The 20408-nt window shown below is 72.4% G+C and carries 16 protein-coding genes, 2 pseudogenes and 1 riboswitch; of the genes and pseudogenes, 7 read left to right on the forward strand and 11 right to left on the reverse strand.

The window, feature by feature from the left end; translation table 11 throughout:
* Positions 1-42 precede the first annotated feature (42 nt).
* A pseudogene (locus G6R25_RS03920) lies at positions 43-765 on the reverse strand (serine/threonine-protein kinase); the annotation flags it as partial.
* A gap of 466 nt (positions 766-1231) precedes the next feature.
* Here G6R25_RS03920 and G6R25_RS03925 point away from each other — a divergent pair.
* Both G6R25_RS03925 and G6R25_RS30105 read left to right on the forward strand, forming a co-directional pair.
* Positions 1232-1507, forward strand: a complete 276-nt coding sequence (locus tag G6R25_RS03925; protein ID WP_163551859.1) for a hypothetical protein — start codon at positions 1232-1234, stop codon at positions 1505-1507.
* 194 nt (positions 1508-1701) lie between these two features.
* Positions 1702-2184 (forward strand): annotated as a pseudogene (locus tag G6R25_RS30105) (DUF7715 family protein).
* Between the two features lie 91 nt (positions 2185-2275).
* On the opposite strand, the gene purB reads toward G6R25_RS30105, so the two are convergent.
* The 9 genes from purB to fbaA form a co-directional block, all read right to left on the reverse strand.
* Positions 2276-3583, reverse strand: coding sequence for an adenylosuccinate lyase (gene purB / locus G6R25_RS03930; RefSeq protein ID WP_163551861.1), 1308 nt, complete (start codon positions 3581-3583; stop codon positions 2276-2278).
* A complete protein-coding gene (purE, locus tag G6R25_RS03935; RefSeq protein ID WP_136448341.1) occupies positions 3580-4104 on the reverse strand; it encodes a 5-(carboxyamino)imidazole ribonucleotide mutase in 525 nt (174 codons plus the stop codon). Before purE ends, purB begins: the two co-directional genes overlap by 4 nt.
* Before the next feature lie 3 nt (positions 4105-4107).
* Positions 4108-5418 carry a phosphoribosylamine--glycine ligase gene (gene purD, locus G6R25_RS03940; protein ID WP_163551863.1) on the reverse strand — a complete coding sequence of 437 codons (1311 nt, stop codon included), beginning with the start codon at positions 5416-5418 and terminating at the stop codon, positions 4108-4110.
* Between the two features lie 806 nt (positions 5419-6224).
* A complete protein-coding gene (locus G6R25_RS03945; RefSeq protein ID WP_235947364.1) occupies positions 6225-7073 on the reverse strand; it encodes a hypothetical protein in 849 nt (282 codons plus the stop codon).
* Positions 7074-7178: 105 nt separating this feature from the next.
* Positions 7179-8462 carry an adenylosuccinate synthase gene (locus G6R25_RS03950; protein ID WP_163551865.1) on the reverse strand — a complete coding sequence of 428 codons (1284 nt, stop codon included), beginning with the start codon at positions 8460-8462 and terminating at the stop codon, positions 7179-7181.
* A gap of 73 nt (positions 8463-8535) precedes the next feature.
* Positions 8536-8973, reverse strand: a complete 438-nt coding sequence (locus G6R25_RS03955; RefSeq protein ID WP_163551867.1) for a DUF3151 domain-containing protein — start codon at positions 8971-8973, stop codon at positions 8536-8538.
* 43 nt (positions 8974-9016) lie between these two features.
* Entirely contained in the window at positions 9017-9730 is a 714-nt protein-coding gene (locus tag G6R25_RS03960) for a transglycosylase family protein (protein WP_163551869.1), read from the reverse strand.
* 658 nt (positions 9731-10388) lie between these two features.
* Positions 10389-11069 (reverse strand): transglycosylase family protein, encoded by a 681-nt coding sequence (locus G6R25_RS03965; RefSeq protein ID WP_163551871.1) that lies wholly within the window; start codon positions 11067-11069, stop codon positions 10389-10391.
* Between the two features lie 6 nt (positions 11070-11075).
* Positions 11076-11308: riboswitch (cyclic di-AMP (ydaO/yuaA leader) on the reverse strand.
* A 931-nt stretch (positions 11309-12239) separates the two neighbouring features.
* Positions 12240-13277 (reverse strand): class II fructose-bisphosphate aldolase, encoded by a 1038-nt coding sequence (gene fbaA / locus G6R25_RS03970; protein ID WP_163551873.1) that lies wholly within the window; start codon positions 13275-13277, stop codon positions 12240-12242.
* Between the two features lie 461 nt (positions 13278-13738).
* On the opposite strand from fbaA, the gene G6R25_RS03975 reads away from it, so the two are divergent.
* From G6R25_RS03975 to G6R25_RS03995, 5 genes are all read left to right on the forward strand, one after another.
* Positions 13739-14461 (forward strand): DedA family protein, encoded by a 723-nt coding sequence (locus G6R25_RS03975; protein ID WP_163551875.1) that lies wholly within the window; start codon positions 13739-13741, stop codon positions 14459-14461.
* Between the two features lie 228 nt (positions 14462-14689).
* On the forward strand, positions 14690-15484 hold the full coding sequence (locus G6R25_RS03980; protein WP_163551877.1) for a CAP domain-containing protein: 795 nt from the start codon (positions 14690-14692) through the stop codon (positions 15482-15484).
* 265 nt (positions 15485-15749) lie between these two features.
* Positions 15750-17012 carry an NAD-dependent epimerase/dehydratase family protein gene (locus G6R25_RS03985; protein ID WP_163551879.1) on the forward strand — a complete coding sequence of 421 codons (1263 nt, stop codon included), beginning with the start codon at positions 15750-15752 and terminating at the stop codon, positions 17010-17012.
* Positions 17005-17574 (forward strand): GNAT family N-acetyltransferase, encoded by a 570-nt coding sequence (locus G6R25_RS03990; protein WP_163551881.1) that lies wholly within the window; start codon positions 17005-17007, stop codon positions 17572-17574. The genes G6R25_RS03985 and G6R25_RS03990 overlap by 8 nt, the downstream gene beginning before the upstream one ends.
* A 436-nt stretch (positions 17575-18010) precedes the next feature.
* Positions 18011-19084 (forward strand): nucleotidyltransferase domain-containing protein, encoded by a 1074-nt coding sequence (locus tag G6R25_RS03995; RefSeq protein ID WP_163551883.1) that lies wholly within the window; start codon positions 18011-18013, stop codon positions 19082-19084.
* Here G6R25_RS03995 and G6R25_RS04000 read toward each other — a convergent pair.
* Positions 19081-20406: a PH domain-containing protein gene (locus G6R25_RS04000; RefSeq protein WP_163551891.1), complete on the reverse strand. Its 1326-nt coding sequence runs from the start codon at positions 20404-20406 to the stop codon at positions 19081-19083. The genes G6R25_RS03995 and G6R25_RS04000 overlap by 4 nt on opposite strands.
* Between the last annotated feature and the right edge of the window lie 2 nt (positions 20407-20408).

Genomic DNA, 20408 nt, shown 5'->3' on the forward strand with positions numbered 1-20408 from the left:
ACATTGATGTCACGCAAAGCGACGAAACGTTATCGGGAAAGGCTCAATGCGATGGAACACCGCGGCGTCCGCGCCGAAGGGCAACTCGCCGGTGAGCCTGTAGTAGGCGGTGGAGCCCAGGGCAAAAATGTCTCCGGCGGGTCCGAAGGATCGTCCCTGAACCTGCTCCGGCGCCATGAATGCCGGTGTGCCTATCCGGGCCCCGGCCTGGGTGATGGCGCCGGACGAGGCCTCCACCGCACGGGAGATACCAAAGTCGATCACGCGTGGGCCGTCCGACGCGAGAATGACGTTCCCCGGCTTGAGATCACGGTGGATGACACCAGCGGCGTGGATGGACTGCAACGCCTCCGCAACTCCGGCGAGCAGGACCAGGACGGTCTCCGGGGGGAGCATGCCCTGACGAGCGACAGCCGCGGCCAGCGAGGGCGCGGCGACGTACGCGGTGGCCAACCAGGGCTGCGCGGCGTCGGCGTCATAGTCGATGACCGGGGCGGTATAGAGGCCCTGCACCCGTTGGGCGATTGCCACTTCCGAGGCAAAGCGTCGGCGAAACTCCGCGTCGGCGGCGAACTCCGGCCGAGCAACCTTGATCGCCACCGGTCGGCCGCCCGGGGTGTAGGACAGGTAGACCGCGCCCATGCCGCCCGCACCGATCCGGGCCCGGAGCCAGTATCCGCTGATCTGGCGAGGATCCTGTGGAGCGAGCACCGCGTCCCAGACCGGCGTCGAGCCACCCGGAACGCCCGGCGGCCTGCTGCTCATCGTCCTCCTCCGAGCCATGCCGACCGGCGGCGTCCAACCGAAACGCATCTAATTATAACGTTCCGCATCAATATGAGTACGGGAAGCAAGGCGACGGGATCGCGGCATCGGCACCGCTCAGCCGCACGCTGCCTGGCCACAGCGGACATGCGTTGCCCAGGAGAAACGCTGAGGATGGACGGCGGGCCGCCCGCTCGTCCGGAGCTGAGACAGCGCATGGATCGTCGGCCCCAGGACGGACGGGGGCGACAGGATGCGGGACGAGACATGGGCGACGAGGGGTCGGGAAGGCGGTGCGTGCGAACCCGGACCTGGGCCTGGGCCCGTTGCCGGGCTCGGGGACACAGTCGCCCGGAGCCTGGCATCTACGGCACGATCCTCACCGCCGGGCTGATAGCCGCCCAGGACCCGCGGACCGATCCGCTTGCCGACGTCCTGATCACGGCCGCCGTGTTCTGGCTGGCCCATGGCTACGCGCACGCCGTCGCCCGGCCGGCTCACCCCCGGCGAGGCCACCAGCGCGCGGGCGGCCGTCTCACCACCACGAGGGCTGCGGCTGGCCTGGACGGCGCTGGTGGCGAACTGGCCGCTCGTGCGGGCCGCGCTCGTCCCGCTCGGCGTGCTGGTCCTGGCCCGCGCCGCCCGCGCCGCGGGCCTCGGCGGCTGGCGGTTGGCCCGCTACGCGACCGGCAGCTCCCTGCTCGGCCTGATCCTAGTCGCCCTGGAAGTCCTCATCCACTGAGGCGGTTGTCCTGGCCGGCGACGCGGCTGATTGTTCGGTCGATCACTGCGCGGACCGGAACGGGGGGCCGCCCTCGAATACTTCTCGCGCGTACCGCGTCGGTTCCGAAACAGGGGCTCTGACCTGCAGCGATGTCGTGATCATGTCATTGCGGTGACTTTTGCTCCTCGTCTGTCGAGCTCCCGGATGTTTCGATGCGCGGGTCCGGCGCCGCCCGTCCTCCGCTCCACCTGGCGACCCCGCCACCTGGCGTCGGCGCAGTCGATTCCTTCCTGGCCCGAGGAGCCACCTTGAAGATCTTTACTGCGACGGCGGCCGCCCAGGGCCGCCGACACAACGACTTCAACTACTGCATCGAGGGGGAGCTCGTGTGGATCGGGCTCGTCTGCGCGACCGATCGCCGGAACCCCGACGGTGGATGTGGCTGTGGGCGCGCGTTCGCAGGGATGTCCTCTCACCGGGCGACGACGACGGCGATGATTCGTGACGTCGCAACGGACCGCCGCCGGTACATCGGTGCGTTACGAGCGAGTCTCGAAGCGTAGCGATGGCCTGCCTCCAGCGCCGACGACCTGGCCGACGGTTTGATGCAGCTCGTCGGTGACTGGCCGGTGGGTACCGTCGTCGAACGCCGGCTTGACGAGGTGCGCGTCCGTGTCTGGCCGCGGCATGCTTGATCGGTGGATCGGCGTGGTCCTGCGACGACGGAAGGCGAAGGCGTCCGAGGCCGGCCGGCGGGTGGCGCCTGCCGGCCCCGGGAGCCGCGGCTTAGGTGAGGGCGGCGAGGGCGGCGAAGACGGGGCCGAGGCGCTCGGTGTAGCGCTCGGGGCGGCTGACCTCGTCGAGGCGGGCCTCGTCGAGCGGGAGGCCGCGGTCGCCGGCGTGCTTGCGCAGGGTTTCGCGGAACGGCACGCCGGTCTGCCAGGTCTCCATCGCCGCCGCCTGGGTGATGGCGTAGGCGTCCTCGCGGGACAGGCCCGTCTCGACCAGTTCCAGCAGCACCGCCGAGGTGTAGACCAGCCCGCCGGTGGCGTCGAGGTTCGCCCGCATCCGGGCGGTGTCGACGACCAGGCCGGTGACCAGCCGGGTGGTCAGGTGCAGCAGGTAGTCGACGCCGGCGGCGGCGTCCGGCAGGGCGATCCGCTCGGTCGACGAGTGCGAGATGTCACGCTCGTGCCAGAGCGGCACACCCTCCAGCACCGGGACGTACTGGGCCCGCACGATCCGGGCGAGGCCGGCGATCCGCTCCGACATGATCGGATTCTTCTTGTGCGGCATCGCCGAGGAGCCCTTCTGCCCGGAGCCGAACGGCTCGGACAGCTCCCGGACCTCCGTGCGCTGGCCGTGGCGCACCTCCAGCGCGACCGCCTCGCAGATGGTCGCCAGCCCCGCCAGCGCCGCCACCCAGTTCGCGATGCCGTCGCGCAGCACCACCTGGGTCGCCACCGGCGTCGGGCGCAGGCCCAGCTTGTCGGCGACGTACGCCTCGACGTCCGACTCGATGTTCGAGTACGTCCCCACCGCGCCGGAGATCTTGGCGACGGCGACGTCGGCGCGGGCGGCGCGCAGCCGGTCGCGGCAGCGGGCGAGGCCGAACGCGAGGTCGGCGACCCGGTGGCCGAAGACGGTCGGCTCGCCGTGGATGCCGTGGGTGCGCCCGACCCGCAGGGTGTCCCGGTGGGCCAGGCCCAGCTCGCGCAGGGCCGCCACTAGCGTGTCCGCGCGGGCCAGCAGCAGGTCGGTCGACTCGACGAGCTGCAGCGCCAGCGCCGTGTCCAGCAGGTCCGACGACGTCATCCCGAAGTGGACGTAGGCGGCGGCCGAGCGGGGTTCGGTGCGGTCCGCCCAGGCCGACAGGAAGGCGATCACGTCGTGCTGGGTGGCGGCCTCGATCTCCGCGACCGCCTCGGGCGTGGGAGCGGGGGCCGCCCGAACCGGTGCGACGGAGTCGGCGGGAATCCGGCCGGCGGCGGCGTGCGCCTCCATGACCAGCACCTCGACCTGGCACCACAGCTCGTACTTGCGTGCCTCGGACCATACCCGGCCCATGTCGGGCAGGGTGTACCGGCCGATCACGGCTGGGCGGCGGCGGTGGCCACCGTGCTCAGGGCGTCCGCCGCGGCCTGCTCGAAGTCGTCCTTGAACGCGGCGAGCTTGAGGCTCAGGTCGGGGTCGGACAGCGCCAGGATCTGAACGGCGAGGATCGCCGCGTTCGTTGAGTTGTTCAGCCCGACGGTGGCGACCGGCACGCCCGGGGGCATCTGGGTGATGGCGAGCATCGAGTCCATCCCGTCCAGCGCCCCGCCGGAGATCGGCACCCCGATCACCGGCAGCGTGGTCAGCGCCGCGACGGCACCGGGTAGCGCCGCGGCCAGGCCTGCCCCGGCGATGACCACCGAGATGTCCCGGGCCCGCAGCTGGCCGACGTACTCGGCGAGGGTGCGCGGGGCCCGGTGCGCCGACAGCGACACCTGCTCGTACGGCACGCCGAAACGCTCCAGGGTGGCGCCGGCCTTGCTCATCGTCTGGGTGTCCGACGGCGACCCGAAGACGACGGCCACCCGGGGACGGTCGGATCCGGTGCTGCTCTGCGACACGGTCTACTCCTTCTTCCTCGGCCGCGTCGGGTCCCCGCCCGGCGCGGTGTCCGCGCGATGTACGTCAGCCGCATGACGCATCCGCGACGGTTCCCCGATATCGGTTCGGTAATGGGCGTCGGCCAGCGAGATCCGGCTGACGGCCTCGTAGGCAGATCCTCGCGCGGACTCCAGGTTGGAGCCGATCGCCGTGACGGACAGCACGCGCCCGCCGGACGAGACGACCTGGCCGCCGGTGTCCCGGCGGGTTCCGGCGTGCAGGACGTCGACGCCCGTCAACGCGCCGGCGGCGGCGAGCCCGCGGATCGGGTCGCCCAGGCGCGGGGCCGCCGGGTAGCCCGGCGCGGCCACGACGACGCTGATGGCGGCGCCCGAACGCCACACCGGCGCGCGGCGCCCCGACAGCACGTCGGTCAGCGGCGTGCTGAGCAGGGCGAGGATGGCCTGCACCTCGGGATCGCCGAAGCGAACGTTGAACTCCACCACTCGCGGGCCGCGGGTGGTCAGCGCGAGCCCGGCGTAGAGCAGGCCGGTGAACGGGGTGCCGCGCCGCGCCATCTCGTCCACGGTCGGGCGGATCACCGTCGCCACGATCTCTGCGGACAGCCCGTGTGACGCCCAGGGCAGCGGGGTGTACGCGCCCATCCCGCCGGTGTTCGGCCCGGTGTCGCCGTCGCCGACCCGCTTGTGATCCTGGGCGGGTAGCAACGGCAGGACCGCGCCGGACTCGGTCACGACCGCGAACAGCGAGACCTCCGGGCCGTCGAGGTACTCCTCCAGGACGACCCGGTCATCCGGGCCACGCAGGCTCGCGCGCACGGCGGCGACGGCGGCATCGCGGTCGTCGGTCACGGTGACACCCTTGCCGGCGGCCAGTCCGTCGTACTTCACCACGTACGGCGGGCCGAACTCGTCGAGGTCGGCCAGGGCAGGCTCGACCTCGGTGTGGTCGCGGGCGGCGGCCGTGGGAACGCCCGCGGCGGTCATGACTCCCTTGGCGAACGCCTTGCTGCCCTCCAGCCGGGCCGCGGCGGCGCTCGGCCCGAACACCGGCAGGCCGTGGGCACGCAGCTCGTCGACGGCCCCGGCGACCAGTGGCACCTCCGGACCGATCACGGTGAGATCGGCGCCGACCCGCTCGGCGAGCTCCGCGATTGCGTCCGGGTCGGCGACGTCGAGTGGGCGGGGCTCGGCGAGCTCCGCCGTGCCGGCGTTGCCCGGCGCGCACACCAGCGCGTCGACCTTCGGGTCGCGAGCGAGCGCCCGGCAGAGGGCATGCTCGCGCCCGCCGGAGCCGACGACCAGGACCTTCATCTTTTCACCTCAGGGCGGGGGCGGCGGCCGGCCGCGCGCCGGCGGGCACCGGGGGACGGGCAGGTGGCCGGGGAGAGGGCGGTGGGGCCGGAGGCGGCCGGACCGTGGCCGCGCCGCGGCGGAGCGCAGGGCGGGCGAGGGCCGGAGGCGGCCGTCAACGCTGGTTCCCGACGCGCGGCGCCGGGGAAGGGAACCGGCGCGGGCGCATCGAGCGGCGCGGCACCCCGACGAGCGCCGGAACGGGCTGGGAGCCGTGGTGGTCGGGTCGGGTCACCGGCTCAGCCTAGCGCGTAGCTGATCATCAGGTGTCCCGCGCCCACCCGTCGACGGCCATCAGCCGGGACATATCGGGCACGCAGCTCAGTGCGAGACCAGCCGGTCTGCCGGGCCTGCCAGGGCGTTCCGCTCAAGCCGTGTTCGTGGATCACCCAGCCTCAGCCGAAGCTCCAGGCGGAGGCCACAAACCACCGTCTGCGGCTGCCGGTGTCAAAGTCCGGTGGTCGTGAGCGAGGCGGAAAGGCGTGGCGTTACTGCATCAGGGTGGGCCGGGAAGACGAGCGGAAGCGAACCACCGTCGAGGTGTCGAAAGGATGAGATGGCCCCGAAACCGGGGCTGCGTTCCGTGCGCCGGGATTTGGTCTGGGGTTCCTGTTTACCACCCAGGTGGTGGCGGTCGTCTGCGCGCGGGGGGGCGTGCGGTGCGGGGGAAGTGTTGCGGTGCGTTGTGTACGGTTCCGGGGCTCAGACCGTGCAGAACGCACCGCAATCGGCCCCGCTCCGCCCCGCCTGGGTTCGGGTTCGCCGAGTCAGAGGCCGACGCCCGCGCGCCAGAGCAGGTGGGCCATCCCGTGCACCAGGTGCAGGGCGCAGCGGCGAGCGTCCACCTCGGCCATGCCGGCGACGATGGCGGCCGCGTCGACCGGCCAGACGCGGACCTCCCGGCCGAGCACCGTCAGCGGCGACGGATCGTCGCGTCCCTCGAAGGCACGCCCGCTCGGTTCGACGAACAGGTGCAGCGATCGCCCGGCGGCAGGGAAGGACTCGCACCGCCAGTACAGCAGCGGCCAGGCATTCAGCCGCTCGCGGCGCACCCTGCGCGGTGACTGCCCGCCGGCGGGCGGCTCGTCGTCGCCATCCGCCGCGACCCGCGCGGGGATGCTCCCGTGCGGGTCGACAACCGCGCGTGGCCGGGACCCGTGCCGGCCGCCGGTCCGGCGCGCCATGGTGCCGCGGGCCCGCACGGTGACCGGCGGCACCAGGCTCTCCGCGGCGCAGAAGTCCAGGAAGTCGCGGATCTGGGCGTCGACGTGGTTCGCGACTGCGGCGGCGCGTTCGAGCCGCTGCGCCTCGGCGCGCTTCGAGCTGCGGATGGCGTGGCTGCCTCGCAACAGCACGTCGGTGAGTGTGTCCGGCAGCGCCTCGCCGGTGGGGGAGAACCCGACGGGCCAGGCGTCGGAGTCGGTCGAGCGCAGGTACCGGTGCCGCACCGCCGGCGCCCACAATGCCGGCCGGGTGTCGGCGGCGGGCCGGGTGTCCGCGGCGGTGCGGGTGTCCGCGGCGGTGCGGGTGTCGGCGGTGACGGGGGTGGATGGCGCCGGCATCTGGCCGGGGACGGAGTGATCGTCGCCGGACAGGCGGGACCCTGCACCGGTCACCGTCCTCACCCCCACCCGTCGCCGCTGAACGTGACCACCCAAGCGTCGATGGTAGCGCTGTGTAATGCAAGCGCGGCGGTGTGAGGGCGGGGCGGCCGAGCGGGGTCAGACCAGTTCGTTGATGACCAGGGTCTGGTCGCGGCCCGGGCCGACGCCGATCGCGGAGACGGGGGCGCCGGAGAGATTCTCCAGCGCCCGGATGTAGTCCTTCGCCGTCGCGGGCAGGTCGGCGTACTTCCGCACGTCGGAGAGGTCCTCCTGCCAGCCCGGCAGCTCGGTGTAGATGGGACGGGCATGGTGGAACTCGGTCTGCGTCATCGGCATCTCGTCGACCCGCTTGCCACCGATGTCGTAGCCGACGCAGATCGGCACGCGGTCGAAGCCGGACAGCACGTCCAGCTTGGTGAGAAACAGGTCGGTCAGGCCGTTGACCCGCACCGCGTAGCGGGCGATCACCGCGTCGAACCAGCCGGTGCGCCGCGCACGGCCGGTCGTCACGCCGAACTCACCACCGATGCGCCGTAGCTCCTCGCCGACCTTGTCGTCCAGCTCGGTGGGGAAGGGGCCGGCGCCGACCCGGGTGGTGTACGCCTTGATGATCCCGATGACCCGGTTGATCCGGGTCGGCCCGATGCCGGCGCCGGTCGCCGCGTACCCGGCGGTCGGGTTCGACGAGGTCACGAACGGGTAGGTGCCGTGGTCGACGTCGAGCAGCGTGCCCTGGGAGCCCTCCAGCAGCACGACCTCGCCCGCGCGCAGCGCCCGGTCCAGGACGAGGCCGGTGTCGGCGATGTGCGGGCCGAGGCGTTCGGCGTAGGCGGCGTACTCCTCGACCACCTCGTCCACCTCGATCCGCCGCCGGTTGTAGACCTTCGCCAGGACCTGGTTCTTCTCCCGCAGCGCGAGTTCGAGCTTCTTGCGGAAGATGCCCGGGTCGAGCAGGTCCTGGACCCGGATGCCGGTGCGGGCGACCTTGTCGCCGTAGGTCGGGCCGATGCCGCGGCCGGTGGTGCCGATCCGCGCCTTGCCCAGGTAGCGCTCGGTCACCCGGTCGAGGGCCCGGTGGTGCGGCATGATCAGATGGGCGTTCGCGCTGATCAGCAGGCGCGAGACGTCGATGCCTCGGGCGGCGAGCCCGTCCATCTCAGTGAGTAGCACACCGGGGTCGATCACGACTCCGTTGCCGATCACCGGCACGCAGTCCGCCCGCAGGATGCCGCTGGGGATCAGGTGGAGGGCGTAGCGCTCCTCACCGATGACCACCGTGTGGCCGGCGTTGTTGCCGCCCTGGTATCGGACGACGTAGTCGACGGCGCCGCCCAGAAGGTCGGTCGCCTTTCCTTTTCCCTCGTCGCCCCATTGGGCGCCGATGAGGACGAGAGCGGGCACCGGGCGAGGTTACTAGGGATGGCACTCGCGCGGGGCCGATCGCGCGATACCCCTACCAACCGATGTCGGTGGCTCACGGCGCGTCGAAGTCGAGTGCGCGGGCGGCGGTGGGATCGCTGTCGGTGAGGAACGCCTTGCAGCGGGCGGCTTCCTCGGTGTCCTCGATGGCCGCCGCAGCGCGGGCGAGCGCAGCCAGGGAACGCAGGAAACCGCGGTTCGGCTCGTGCGACCAGGGAATCGGCCCGTTGCCCCGCCAACCGGCGCGGCGCAGCGCGTCGAGCCCCCGGTGGTATCCGGTGCGGGCGTACGCGTACGCCTCGACGGGCCGGTCGCCGGCCAGCGCGATCTCGGCCAGGGCGGCCCACGGGGCGCTCAGCGCGGGCGAGGCGGCGGCCACGGCGGCCGGCGCCTCGCCCGCGGCCAGCGCGTCGGTGGCGATGGCGTCGGAGGGCAGCAGCGTCGGCGGCGGACCGGAGAGCAGGTTGCGGCCCGGATCGGACGGCGTCGTCATGGGAGCATCCTGCCGCACGGTCGGGGCGTCCCCTCGCGCCGGGTCAGGATCGGACGGTGACGTTCCACAGGTTCTGGCCGACGGCACCGGGCTGGCCGTCGCTGACCCGGGTCAGGTAGCCGTAGAGGGCGGCGATGCCCTGGGACTGCGGACCGAACTTGCCGTCGACGGTGAGCACGAAGCCCTTGTTGCGCATCGCCGCCTGCCAGACGAAGGCGTCCGGGCGGACGTCGTCGCTGTATCCGGCGTTGAGGACGGTGCCCTTGTAGGCGTTGTCGCCCATCTCCTGGCGGGCGCGGTCGAGCGTCATCGGCGGCTCGGCGGGGGTGAGGGCCTGCTCGATGACGTCGCCGGAGCCGACCGAGGCCGGGCCATTGTTCGCCAGGCCCATCTTCCGGGAGCAGGACGGCCAGGGCTGCCAGCCCCGGGCGTTGTAGAGCTTGGCGGCCGCCTCGTCCTGCGCGGCGGGGGACGCCTGGTAGGGCCGGCCGGAGTAGCCGAGGCCGTGCCACGTCTGGTCGTCGAACTGGTATACGCCGGAGAAGCCGTTGCCGGTGTTGATGGCGTAGTTCCCGCCGGACTCGCACTGCCGGAGCTTGGCGAAGTCGTCGGCGGTGGCGGCGCCGGCTGGGGCCGCGGTGACCGCGAGCCCGCTGCCGACGATGGCCGTCACCGCGCCGGTGGTGCGAAGGATACGACCCGCAGTCGAGTGGGCCTGCGGGGCCCGATGTTTACCACCACGCTGTCCTGACGGCATGTCAGTCCAATCCCGATCGCCTGCGGGGTGAGCTGTCGGGTGCGGGCTGGGATGGCCCGGCCGGTTCGCCCAGATCCTTCGGTGCTGCGTGGGAAACGTTCTCCCCACCGGATGGCTGGGACGAGCCTGCTTAACCCCAAGGGCGTCTGGGACGCCCGAATTGGTGGGTCCCACACTCCTGCCCGTTGCGGTGCGTACTAGTGCCGACCGCTCGTACGTCGGGCAGGACTCGGCGTCCGTCCGAGCGGCCTCGCCAGGGTGGCGAGTGATCGGGACTCTAGCGATAGCGGTCCAGGGGGCGCAAACCGGGTGGTTCGGAGTAACCAGGTTGGGACACGCGAACGGCGGAGCCCGAGAGTGCCGCCCGATCGGGCGGCGGGGTGTGCCGGCGGCGCGGCGGGGGTATCCCGACCCCGCAGGGCGCATCCGGCGTGGAGATGGTGGCCGACCGGCCCGTTTCGGAACGCGCAGCGGAGATCGTCCGGGCGGGCCGGTCGGGTCGAGTTGGTGAGCTTCCCTGCCGGTGTCACCGGGGTGGGAAGGTCGTCCGGGAGCCGTGACGCGCGTCCCCGCGTCCCGGGCCGGATGGACTACGTGTGGAAGGTGCCGTTAGGCGGCGCGGCGATCGGCCGGATGGCTACCGCGCGTGACGCGGCGCTCAGCCGAAGGTGGCATGCCAGGTCGCCGGGCCGACGATGCCGTCGACGGCCAGACCGTGGGAGCCCTGGAAGGAACGGGCGGCGGCGGCGGAGCGTGGTCCGAAGTGGCCGTCGACCGCAATCGGGTAGCCGAGCTGGCTCATCCGGGTCTGCCAGGCTCGCACATCGGCGCGATCCTGCCTGGCCAGCGCGGCCGTGAGGGTGCGGGTGAAGTGCGGGGTGGTGGAGGCGACGGGGCTGACGGTCAGCACGGCACGCTGCGCCGAGCGCGACGCCTGCACCGCGCCGCTGGACGACGTGCCCCCCGCGAGTTGGTTGGCGCCCATCCCGCGGCCGCAGACCGGCCACTGGCCGAAGCCGGAGCGTTGAGCGAGCCGGAGAGCGGCCTGGTCCTGGACCGCCGGTGCCGCCTCGTGGGGCAGCCCCCCGTAACCGAGGCTGCGCCAGGTGCTGGCCGAGAACTGGTACGCACCAAAGTAGTTATTTCCGGTGTTGGTCGTGTAGTCACCGCCGGACTCGCACTGTCGCAGACCCGCCCAGGTCGTCGCCGCCTCGGCCGGCTGGCTCACCGCGAGGGTGCCGCCGACTGCCGCTGCGAGAACCGGAGCAACCATGAGGGTCCGCGCCCTGATGCGGGTTCCGGCGCTCCATTGTCGGCCACTGGTACGTGCGTCGGACATATATTGTGGTCCTTCCCCACGCCTGCGAGGTGAGCTGTCGGATTCGGGCTGGGAACTGCCCGGCCATGCCAGGTATTCCTGGGGACGTGTGCTCGCACCGAAAGACCCTCGTGCGACCGTCCTCATGGCTTCACCCCGAGAGCATCGAATCCTTTCGACGCTCGGAGATGGTTCCCCCGTTCCTGCCGCCCAGTCTGGTGAAATCGCCGGTCGGGGGCAGGATTCGGCGTGCCGCCCGACGAATGCCAGACGTTGTTGTCGGCACGGCGAAGACCATAACCACGCCGCCCGGCGAGTCGCCAAGCATTGAATAGGGCGCGTGAAAAAGAGCACAGTCGGCGCGCCTGCTTGAGTAGCCCCGGAGTGACTGGTATCGCGCGTGCGCGCCCGCTCATCAACCTGGCGGTATGGCTGGCAGGGGCATTTGTATCCGGCTGATCACCCTGTTTGCCGATGGGTGATGGCGACCAGAGTGTGGTGAATCGCGCCGAATGGGTGACCTGCGGGGAAGCAATATCGACTGCGGGCCGGCGCGCCGGATGGACGCATTGGCTCAATTACCCCAGTTCGTCCGGTCCAGCCTATCTGTGTGAGAAAAGCTACTGAAACCTGGTGGTGACTCACAAAGACGTCATTCGGGTGCGCCGCGTGTCCAGCCGGTCATGCGGGGGAACGGCGGTGCCCGGAGGCCCAGGTCCCGAGGCCGGATGTCCTGGTTGCCCCTCCCCGGGGCCCCCGGGGCGTTCGGTGCGGCCGCACGCCCGCCTCGTGTGGGCTGATCTGGCCGAAACCTGCTGCCGCTAAGCGTGACCGGGCAACGGACCCGATGGGGACCACTCGGGGAAAAACAGTGGTCCCCCAGTCGCATGGTGCAACTGGGGGACCGTGGGCGCTCGCATGATACGGGACATCGTCGGGACCATCGCCGACGCGGAGCGTGCCAGCCGGAATGTCCGCCGACGCGGGTCGGCGAGGAGCCGGTCCGGCCGGATCGGCAGGGCCAGGCCGGCGATTTAGCGGAAAACCACCCGACCGGCGGCCCAGGACCGGCCCGATGTTGCCCGTTTTGGCCCGACAGCGCCCGGTGGCGCACCCTGGACGACGATCGCCGGGTGTGGTCCTCCGGGCCTGGACGGTTGCGGTTGGGCCGAGTTCGGAAGCCGGCGGTGGCTACGCCTTGCTGAGGGACCGACCGGCGGAGCGGAGGTCCTCGCAGGCCTGGGCCACACGGGCCGCCATGCCGGTTTCGGCGAGCTTTCCGTAGGTGCGCGGGTCGTATGCTTTCTTCGCCCCGACCTCGCCGTCCACCTTGAGCACACCGTCATAATTCCTGAAGGCGTGGTCCACGATGGGACGGGTGAATGCGTACTGGGTGTCGGTGTCCACGTTCATCTTCACGACGCCGTAGTCCAGGGTCTCCCGGATCTCACTGAGGTCGGAGCCGCTGCCGCCGTGGAAGACGAGGTCGAACGGCTTTGCGCCGGCCGGCAGACCCAGCTTCTGGGCGACGTGATCCTGACCTTCGCGAAGAATCGTCGGACGAAGTTTGACGTTTCCCGGCTTGTACACGCCGTGCACGTTGCCGAAGGTGGCGGCCAGCAGGTAACGGCCCTTCTCGCCCGAGCCGAGGACCTCGGCGGTCCGCCACATGTCGCCCGGCGTGGTGTAGAGCTTCTCGTCGATTGCGCCGACGACGCCGTCCTCCTCGCCGCCGACGACCCCGATCTCGACCTCGAGAACGATCTTCGCGGCGGCGGCGTCGGCGAGCAACTCCTCCGCGATCTTGAGGTTCTCCTCGAGCTCGACGGCCGAGCCGTCCCACATGTGGGACTGGAACAGCGGCTCACGCCCGGCCGCGACCCGCTCCCTGGAGATCGCGATGAGCGGCCGGATGTAGGTGTCGAGCTTGTCCGCCGGGCAGTGGTCGGTGTGCAACGCGATGGTGACCGGGTAAGCCTTCGCGACGTGGTGGGCGTACTCGGCCAGCGCCTCCGCGCCCAGGACCATGTTCTTGATCGTCGAACCGGACAGGTACTCCGCACCGCCGGTGGAAACCTGCACGATCCCGTCGCTGCCCGCCTCGGCGAATCCCCGCAGGGCGGCATTGAGGGTCTGCGACGAGGTGACGTTGATCGCGGGGTAGGCGAAGGGCTCGGACTTCGCCCGGTCGAGCATCTGGGCGTAGGTCTCTGGCGTGGCGATGGGCATCGGTGGGGCTCCTTGTCGAAGCTGTCGGGGCGCCGATCAGCCATATACGGCGGCGCTGGGCAGCCCGATGGGACCTGCAGACCGCCGTTGGACTGTTGGTGGGCGAAGGGTATGACGGCACGCCCCGTCGGCGTGGTCGGATGCGGCCGACGTCGCCGGGGCAAAGTCGGCTTCCGATGCGGCGCCGACGCGCAGGTGTCGCGGCGCCGTCGCCTCCCGAGGCGGTCCGGTGGCCGGTGCACGGCTCGCGGGGCGTCCGGGGCGGCGCCGGGGACTTATCCGATTGGCCCGCCGGGCGGCGCGTGCGCCCGATGGCCGAAACGTGGCGCCGTTCCCGGTGCGGTCGCGCGCGGGCGTGGCCCGGTGATGGCCCGGACGGGTGTGGTCCGTCGGCGGGCCCGGGACGTCAACCGCGGCGACGCGCCCGTCACCGAGGCGGGCCCGCCCGGCACACTGGTCACGTGGACGTCGGCAGCCTGTCTGGGACGACGCTGTACATCGTCCTGTTCGCGATGATTTTTACCGAGAGCGGGATCCTGATCGGGTTCTGGCTTCCCGGGGACACGATCCTGTTCGCAGCCGGCTTGGTCGCCGCGGATGCCGGCGCGGACGTCTCGATCTATGTTCTGTCGGTCGGCGTCGCCGTCGCGGCCAGCGCCGGCGCCGCGGCCGGGTATTACACCGGTCACCGGCTGGGCCGTCCCTTCCTGGAACGCCGGTACGCCTCGGCCCTGACCCGGACGGAGGAGTTCTACCGGCGGTTCGGGGCCGTCACGCTGGTGGCCGCCCGGTTTGTTCCCTGGGCGCGGACATTCGCCCCGGTCCTGGCCGGTGCCGTCGCCATGCCGTGGCACCGGTTTCTCGCCGCCGTGGTGTCCGGCGCGGTGGTGTGGGGCACCGGGCTGATCCTGCTGGGCTACGCGGCCTCCGCGATCCCTGGCCTGCGCGACGCCATGGGCTGGTTCGCGCTGGTGGTGGTGGTCGCCTCCGTCCTGGCGGGGGTCGGCGGCGAGCTGCTGCGCCGCCGCGCCGCCCGGAGCCGGGATGCCCGGGGGGAGTCGGCCCCCGGACCGGCCCCCGCGCCGGCCGCCGACCGGGAGCCGGCGAATGATGATCTCCGTCTGGGCGACGGTCTCTCGGAACCGGACCCCTCGGCGGCCTCGGTGGTCGATCGCAAGCGGTGACCGCGGGGTCTCCGCCGCAGGGACGTCGGCGTTGCCCCTTTGTGCCCCCCGTGTGCCCCCCGCGCCAAGGCCCCCGCCCTGGCCGATTCGGCGGGTAATCTCCACCACATTGCTACCCGATCACATCGGGTGGGCGATGGGCGTTGAGGGTGGTAGTTCCTGACTACGTCCAGCTAGCCTTGATCGATCCAGGCACGAGGTCGGGGGGCCGACCGAGCGAAGGGTTCGATGCAACGCACGCGTAATCGGCACCGGGCACCGCGGCGCTCGGTGGTGCCCGGGTTCGGCGTGGCGGGGGGCGTCCTGCTGGTGACGCTGGTGTTCGCGCTGTGGGTCGTCGGCGGCGTCGGCGCGAACGCCGGCCGGGTTGCCGTCGGCGCCGCGAACGCGACGTCGGCGGCCGGCGGGTCGCCCCGGGGGAACGTCGACGGCCCGGCCGCAGATGCATCCTCCGGCCGGGCCGGGTCGGGCAGCCTCACCACGGCGCGTACGGGGGTCCAGGCGCTGGCGGCCCCGATCGGTGGCATCGCCGGTGCGCAGCCGTCGCCGCAGGCCGGTCCGGGCGCGACGGGAATGGCCCCCGCGGGCACCGCCGGTCTCGCCGCGCTCGGTCAGCCGGTCGCCCGGGCTCGGCTGGTCGCCGATGTGATCGCCGCCACGAACCGCGAGCGACGGGCAGCCGGCTGCCCGGACCTGGTGGCCGATCCGGTACTGACGGTGGCGGCCTGGGCGCACAGTGTCGACATGGCCGCGTCGGGCTACTTCCGCCACGACAGCCCCGACGGTCGTAGCCCGTTCGACCGGATGACGGCTGCGGGCTTCGACTTCTCCGTCGCCGCGGAGAACATCGCCGCCGGGCAGCGCAGCGCCGCCGAGGTCGTCCGGGATTGGATGGACAGCCCCGAGCACCGGGCCAACATCCTCACCTGCTCACTGACCCGGGTCGGCGTCGGCCTCGTGACGGGCGGCGCCTACGGCTATTACTGGACGCAGGACTTCGCGACCCCCAGAACGGGCCTCTGAGGCGACACCCCGGTCCGATCACCGAGTGCGCTGCACCGCCCCCGGTACCGGGGGGTTCCGGTTGCGTGCGGGACCGAGGGGCGGCCGACCGGGTCGACTCGCGCCGATGGTCCGCTGTCCCGGGCCGGTCGATCCCGTAGGGTCGGGACGTCGTCGCCGACGGCAGCGAACGCGGCCCGGCCGGCGGAGCTGACTGCGGCGATCGCGACAGGATCGTCGACGCGGGTGCCCCGGTCGTGGGTGATCCGGGTAGGAGGAGTGGGCCGTGGTTCGGGCGGTGGTCACCGGCGCGGCCGGGTTTCTCGGCGGAGCGCTCGCGCATGCACTGCGCCGGCAGGGTGCCGACGTCGTCGCACTGGACGTCCGGCGCGCCCCTGGGGTGGTGCAGGCCGATATCAGCCGGCCAGGTGACTGGGAGCGGGCGCTCGACGGGGCCGAACTGGTCATCCACGCCGCCGCGGTGGGCACCGGCGGCGTCGCGGAGCTCACCCCGGTGCGCCCGGGGCGCGCGGGGGCGCCGCTGCGGGTCCCCGGCGCCGAGGTCCGGCGGGTGACGCTCGGTGGCACCGCCGCCCTGCTCGACGCGGCTGCCCGTGCCGGGGTCGCCCGTTTCCTACATCTGTCCTGCGTGGACGTGTTGTCGCTGGTGGCGCCGCGCGGCAGTGAGCGGGCCGAAACCGGCCTGGTGGGCGGTCCGCTGGTGGACGAGACCGCCCCGGTCGGCCTCACCGGCGACGCGCGGGCCGATGCGCTCGCCGCCGCCGAGCAGGCGGTGGGCTCGGCCGCGGCGCACGGGCTCGGTGCCACCGTCATTCGTATCGGCGATGCCTACGGCCCCCGCGCGGGGCGCTGGACGCTGTGGCCGGTGCTGCTCATGCGGGCCGGGCGGTTCGTGCTGGTGGACGGCGGCCGTGGTGTCCTCAGCCCGGTCCACGTCGACGACGTGGTCGCGGCGGTGACCGCAGTCGCCGCCGCGGACCGCGTCGCGGTCGCCGGCGAGGTGCTGCACGTCACCGGGGGCGAGCAGGTCAGCGCCGCCGAGTTCTTCGGGTACTACAGCCGGATGCTGGAGCTGCCCTCGCCGCGGTCCGTGCCGGGCCGGCTCGTCGAGGCCGTGGACGCGTGGGATCGGGTCCGGGCATTCGGCGTGAGCCGCCTGGCGGCGCCGAGGTCGCCGGCGGCGGGCGTTGTGCCTGGGGCGCAGACACGGGAGCTGGCCGGGACCGCCGCGGTGGCCGCACTGCCCGGTGTCGCCCCGCCGGCGTCCGTGCCGGGCCGACCCGCCGGTGCTCTGGTCCGCGGTCTCGGGGCCCGGCTCGTGGCCGGCGTCGACCCGCGCGCCCGGGTGGACCTCGGGGCGCTCGGCCTGCGCGAACTGACCCGCGACGCCGGCTTCTCCATTTCCCGGATCGGCCGGCTGACCGGTTGGTCGCCCGCCGTGTCGCTCGCCGACGGCATGGACCGCACCGAGTCGTGGCTGCGGGAACGGGGCCTGCTCGGGGTCCGGGAACCGTCCCGTCGTGGGTGAAGGGCCGACCCTCACCACCCCCCGGCTGCTCGCCCTGCCGCTCACCATCTGGAACGCCGGGTACGTCGCCGAGGAGCTCGCGCCCACGCTGGCGTTCACGGCGGTCGTCGCCCGGTCGGGCGGGCGCGGCGGGGACGGAGTCGGCCCCTACGGCGGGATCGTCGGCACGGATCCGCACGCCGCCGCCCCGGACCCGCTCGACCCGGCCGGGTCGCTGCGCCGTGAGCTGCGCCGCCGGGCCGGTGCCGGCCGGTCGGTGCTGACCTGGGTGCTGCGGCTCAAGTCGGGGCCGTCGGCCGTCGGTCTGATCGCCGCGGACACCCAGGGCCGCCGCGCGGTCGTCGGTGTGTCGATCGTGCTCGGATGCCGGCACGAGGGGTACGCGACCGAGGCGGTCCGCGCCGTCGCCGGCTGGTTCGAGTACCGCGGTGCTCTGGTGGAGACGAGGATCCGCCGCGGCGACGGGATCGGGAAGCGGCTGGGACAGGCGACCTCGTTCGTGCCTACCCCCGTCCTGATAGCCGACTGGTGGCGGATCTGGTTGCGCCTGCCGACGGATTGATCATCCGAGCGGTTACTCACTGTCACGTGGTCCGGTCGCTGCCTGTCGGTGCGGCGCCACCTCGGCCGTCCCGGCCGGTCACGTGCCCGGACCAGCCCATTTCGTGCTTGCCGGGCCGAAAATCCCTGCCCGGCGCCGTTGTGCGAACCTGCGCGGAGTTGTGTCGGCGTTGCCGTGATGGTGGCCTGCTGTCAACCTGGCGACATCCGTCTTCTCGTAGTTTCGTCGGCACAGGGCGAGCGGTGGACACGCCGCGACGGCAGCTCCCTGTTCAGACCATGATGCCCTGGGGCACCATGTAAAGCGATGTCGCGACCGTTGGCCGACGGGTCGAGTGAGGGCGGGGCGTCCAAGGCGGTCCGTGGGAGGTCCGCCTCGCGTCCGGGGAGGGGAGCCCGAACGGTTCGGCGCTACCTGCGCCTGGGAGGTCAGTAGCATGAGCGTGGATACCCCTCGGGGGACACCGGCCGGAGTCCGGCCGGGAGAGGTCACCTACGACCATCTGATCATTCCGTCGCACTGGCGGCGGTCCAACGAGTCCACGCCTGGCGCGTCCAACGCGTTGTTTCCACCCGATGGCGGGGCACCCGCCCAGTCATCCCTGCCGCCGATCAACCCGACGACCGGGGCGATGACCGGTCCCCTGCTGGTCGGGACGACGGCACGGGCCTTCGCCAAGCTCGATGATCTGATCCGGCTCAGCGCCGAGGACAAGGCCGTCATCGCCGCCCGCCGGGACGAGGCCGAGCGGGCGCTACGGGCGATCTTCCCGCCCGGGTGTGCGCTGCCGCTGGTCGGCGTCGCGACGATCGGGTCGGCCGGGCGGGACACCATGATCCGGCCGCTGGACGAAGTCGACATCTTCGCCGTCTTCTCCGCCGCGAACAGCGCCTGGAAGCGGTTCCGCTGGGACTCGCGCGACCTGGTGCTCTGCGTGCGCAACGCGATCGGCGGCGAGCGGATCCAGACGATCGGCAGCCGCGGCCAGGCGCTGCGCATCGTCTACGATTCGCCGCCCGACGTGCACCTCGTCCCCGCGTTCGACCACCCCCGGGCCGGCTATGTCATGCCCGACCGGGTCGGTGGCTGGCTGCCGACCCGCCCGGAGCGGCACACGAGCTGGACCGCCGACCTCGGCCCTCGGGTGATCTCGGCGGTGCGCCTGCTCAAGGCGTGGAACCGGGTGTGCGGCAGCCACCTGCGCTCGTTCCACATCGAGACGCTCGCCGGACAGGTCCTCGCAGGGCGCGGGCTCAACACCCGGCAGGGGCTCGCCGAGGTCTTCCGTCACATGGACGAGGTCGGTCTGGTGGCGGCGGACCCGGCGGACGTCGGTGGCGACCTGTCCGCCTACCTGTGCCCCGAGGACGTCGACGCGCTCGCGGAGACCATTCGGGCCGCCCGGATCTACTCGGCGAAGGCGGTCGGAGCGGAACAGGCCGGGGACCACGAGGAGGCCGTGGCCCTGTGGGGCTCGGTATTCGGCCCGGAGTTCCCGACCTTCGGCTAGGTCATCCACCGGTCCGGTAGGGCCGAGCGGCGCCCCAGCCGGGACCGCTCGGCCTGGACGGCGACAATCCGCAGTGCCTCGGCCTGGTCGCGCAGGCCGGCCCGCACCCGCACCGGTCCGCCGGTGGTGTCCAGGTGCACGTCGGCCAGGCGCAGCAACCGGGCCAGCGGGTTCGCCACCAGACGGATGCTCTGCACCTTGCCGTGCGGGATGAGATCGGTGTGCCGGTGCAGCAGCCCGTGGCGCGCGACGAAGACCACATCGTCTGCGCCACAGGACAGCGCCCGCCGGTGGATCGGGGCGAGCAGCGCGGCCCGCCGCGGCGGGCGGGTCAACGCGACCGCGGCCACGTCCACCCCCGGCAGCAGCTTGCCGATCAGCTCCAGGGCCTCGTCCCGGCGGGCGACCGGGAGCAGGACCGACGGGCCGGCACCGGCAACGTTCATCCGGATGGTCACCCAGCCGCAGGGGCGCCACAGCATCGGTTCCCCGACGCTGATTGCCTGGACCCGCCCCGGCGGGACGGTGGCGTGGGCGTGCTCAAGCAGCCCGCTGTCGATGCGCAGCCCGTCCGGCGACTCGGACACGGTGTACGGGTAGCCGGCGGCGAAGATCCGGAAGGTGGTGTGCCAGAGCCAGCCGAGCAGCGGGATCGCGCCCAGGCCACCGGCCCTGGTGCCGGTGAGCAGCGATGGCGTGGCGATCGCCGCCGCCCCGAACAACACCGCCCACGGCTCGGGCGACAGGGCGATCGCGGCGATCAGCCGCCTCGGCGGCACCTCGGCGAGCGGATGGTGCGGCGCCTCGCCGGCGTCGGGAGCGAGCCCGGCCGCGGTGGCAAGCAGCTCGGCGCGCAGCCGGTGGGCGTGCCCGATCGACAGGTACCGCAGGTCGGACCCGGAATCGCCGCCGTCGGAGTCGGATCGTTCCCGGCGTTCCCGGCCTGCCAAATCCAGGCGCAGGATGGCCAGCCCGATCATCCGGGCGAGCAGTGGCTGGACGATGTCCACCGACTGCAGTCGGTCCAGCCGGACGTAGCGGGTGCGACGCACCAGCAGACCGGTGTCGAGCCGCAGGCCGTCGCGTTCGATCCGGTAGCGGGTGAACCGCCAGGCGCAGTACCCGTAGGTGCCGGCCGCGGGAATCAGGAAGATCAGGGTGAGGCCGACAGCCCGGGCCGTGACGTCCTCGGCGAAGTTGCGCCCGACGGTCGCGGCGAACGCGGCGACGATCACCCAGCCGCGCAGGAACGGCGTGAGGGGATGCAGCCGGTGGAAACCCGTCCGGCGCGACCACGGTGGTGTCCCGTCCGGTGGTCTCACGC

It is taken from the genome of Candidatus Frankia alpina, assembly GCF_902806485.1.
GTDB lineage: Bacteria > Actinomycetota > Actinomycetes > Frankiales > Frankiaceae > Frankia > Frankia alpina.

Coding starts and splice junctions, on each gene's coding strand:
- G6R25_RS03925 (WP_163551859.1), top strand. CDS start 1,232: ATGGCTACGCGCACGCCGTCGCCCGGCCGGCTCACCCCCGGCGAGGCC.
- purD (WP_163551863.1), bottom strand. CDS start 5,418: ATGAAGGTCCTGGTCGTCGGCTCCGGCGGGCGCGAGCATGCCCTCTGC.
- G6R25_RS03955 (WP_163551867.1), bottom strand. CDS start 8,973: ATGACGACGCCGTCCGATCCGGGCCGCAACCTGCTCTCCGGTCCGCCG.
- G6R25_RS03960 (WP_163551869.1), bottom strand. CDS start 9,730: ATGCCGTCAGGACAGCGTGGTGGTAAACATCGGGCCCCGCAGGCCCAC.
- G6R25_RS03965 (WP_163551871.1), bottom strand. CDS start 11,069: ATGTCCGACGCACGTACCAGTGGCCGACAATGGAGCGCCGGAACCCGC.
- fbaA (WP_163551873.1), bottom strand. CDS start 13,277: ATGCCCATCGCCACGCCAGAGACCTACGCCCAGATGCTCGACCGGGCG.
- G6R25_RS03980 (WP_163551877.1), top strand. CDS start 14,690: ATGCAACGCACGCGTAATCGGCACCGGGCACCGCGGCGCTCGGTGGTG.
- G6R25_RS03995 (WP_163551883.1), top strand. CDS start 18,011: ATGAGCGTGGATACCCCTCGGGGGACACCGGCCGGAGTCCGGCCGGGA.